The following is a 2,363-nucleotide window of genomic DNA, read 5'->3' on the forward strand; positions in this document are numbered from 1 at the left end:
TGCCGGAGTACATGGTGCCGGTGGCGTTCGTGGAGTTGGAGCGGCTGCCGTTGACGGTGAACGGGAAGGTGGATCGGGGGGCGTTGCCTGCGCCGGAGTTTGTGTCGGGTGTGGGGCGTGGGCCGCGGTCGGGTGTGGAGGAGGTGTTGTGTTCGCTGTTCGCGGAGGTGTTGGGGCTGGATCGGGTGGGGGTGGCTGATTCGTTCTTTGACTGTGGTGGGGACAGCATCATGGCGATTCAGTTGGTGTCGCGTGCGCGTCGGGCGGGGTGGGTGTTGTCGGCGCGGGATGTGTTTCGGTGTCCGTCGGTGGAGCGGTTGGCGCGGGTGGCGGTGCCGGTGGGTGCTGCTGGTGGTGGGGTGGTGGAGTCGGCGGGTGCCGGGGTGGGTGTGGTGCCGTTGACTCCGGTGATGGGGTGGTTGCGGGGTCTGGCGGGGCCGGTTGCGGGGTTCCATCAGCATGTGGTGGTGCGTCTGCCGGAGCAGGTGAGTGGGGAGCGTCTGGTTGCGGCGTTGCAGGCGGTGGTGGACCGGCATGACATGTTGCGGTCGCGGTTGGTGCGGGTGGGGAGTGAGTGGCGGCTGGAGGTGGCGGCGCCGGGCACGGTGGACGCGGGCGGGCTGCTGGACCACGTCCCCACACCCCACCTCGACGAGGACTCTCTGCAAGAAGCCGTGACACGGCACCTGCGCCACGCCCGGGAACTGCTCGACCCGGACGGCGGAAGCATGCTGCGCGCGGTGTGGCTGGAGCCGGGCCGGTTGTTGCTGGTGGCGCATCACCTGGTGGTGGACGGTGTGTCGTGGCGGATCCTGCTGGAGGACCTGAAGGCGGCTGCGGAGGGTCGGGAGCTGGAGCCGGTGCCGTCGTCGTTCCGGAGCTGGGCGCGGCGGCTGCGGGACCAGGCCGAACAGGGAACCTACACCGGCCAGCTCGACCTCTGGCGTGAGCTGCTCGGCCGGCCGAACCCGCCGCTCGGCTCCAGGAACCTGACCCCCGCCGAGGACACCACCGCGACGAAGCGCGAACTCACCCTTGACCTGCCGGTGGAGCTGACGGAGGCGTTGCTGACGCGGGTGCCGGCGTTGTTCCACGGTGGTGTGAACGATGTGCTGCTGACGGGTCTGGCGCTGGCGGTGGAGGAGTGGCAGCGGCGGCGTGGCCGTGACGCGGGTGCGGGTGCGGGTGCGGGTGTCCTGCTTGATCTTGAGGGGCATGGCCGGGTCGAGGCGGCGGGGGTGGATCTGTCGCGGACGGTGGGGTGGTTCACGTCGATTCATCCGGTGCGGCTGGATGCGGGCGGGGTGTCGTGGGACGAGGTGTGTGCCGGCGGGTCGGCTGCCGGGTGGGCGTTGAAGGCGGTCAAGGAGCAGGTGCGGGCCGTGCCGGACGACGGTGTCGGTTTTGGTGTGCTGCGGTACCTGGACCCGGCGGCGGGTGCCGAGCTGGCCGCCGGAGCACGGGCGGAGCTCGGGTTCAACTACCTCGGCCGGTTCACCAGTGGTGACGGCGCCTGGGAGCTGAGCTCCCGCGCGGGGATGGTCGGCGGTGGTGCCGACGCGGGGCTGTCGTTGGCGCATGCGCTGGAGGTCAACGCGGTGACGTATGACCTGGCCGGGGGGCCGCGGTTGCAGGCGAGTTGGGCGTGGGCGGACGGGGTGCTGTCCGAGGCGGAGGTGGGTGAGCTGGCGCGGTTGTGGTTCCAGGCCCTGGAGGGGCTGGCCCGGCACGCCGACGCACCCGACGCGGGCGGACTGACCCCCTCCGACCTGGACCTCGTCCAGCTCAGCCAGGCCGAAATCGAAGCGATCGAGGGCTTCGAGAACGACGACGACTACGACCTTGACTGGGAGTTCTCAAAGTGACCAGGTCGCGCATCGAGGACATCCTTCCTCTGCAGCCGCTGCAGGAGGGTTTTCTGTTCCATTCGCTGGTGGCGGATGGTTCGGTGGATGTGTATACGTCGCAGGTGCGGTTCGATCTGGCCGGTGAGGTGGATGGGGCGGCGTTGCGGCGGGCGGGGGAGCGGCTGCTGGCGCGGCATGCGAATCTGCGGGCGGGTTTCCGGCATGAGGGTGTGAGCCGGCCGGTGCAGGTGGTGTATCGGCGGGTGCGGTTGCCGTGGGCCGAGGTGGATCTGTCGGATGCGGTGGATGTGGAGGGTCGTGCGGCGGAGCTGGCTGCGGAGGACCGGTTGCGTCCGTTCGATCTGGGGCGTCCGCCGTTGTTGCGGCTGTCGTTGCTGCGGCTGGGGGAGCGCCGCTACCGGCTGCTGCTGACGGGTCATCACATTCTGTGGGACGGCTGGTCGGTGCCGGTGCTGGTGGAGGAGCTGTTCCGGCTGTATGCGGCCGGGGGTGAGG

General features: G+C 70.0%; 2 protein-coding genes. Both read left to right on the forward strand.

The features are described 5' to 3' along the window. The first annotated feature begins 20 nt into the window (after positions 1-20). Positions 21-1,865 carry a condensation domain-containing protein gene (locus G5C60_RS50430; protein ID WP_165271009.1) on the forward strand — a complete coding sequence of 615 codons (1,845 nt, stop codon included), beginning with the start codon at positions 21-23 and terminating at the stop codon, positions 1,863-1,865. Further along, positions 1,862-2,363 (forward strand): condensation domain-containing protein (locus tag G5C60_RS50435; RefSeq protein WP_338146162.1); only part of this gene is annotated, 502 nt, incomplete at its 3' end. The genes G5C60_RS50430 and G5C60_RS50435, both read left to right, overlap by 4 nt.

This window comes from Streptomyces scabichelini, assembly GCF_011045015.1.
Classification (GTDB): domain Bacteria; phylum Actinomycetota; class Actinomycetes; order Streptomycetales; family Streptomycetaceae; genus Streptomyces; species Streptomyces scabichelini.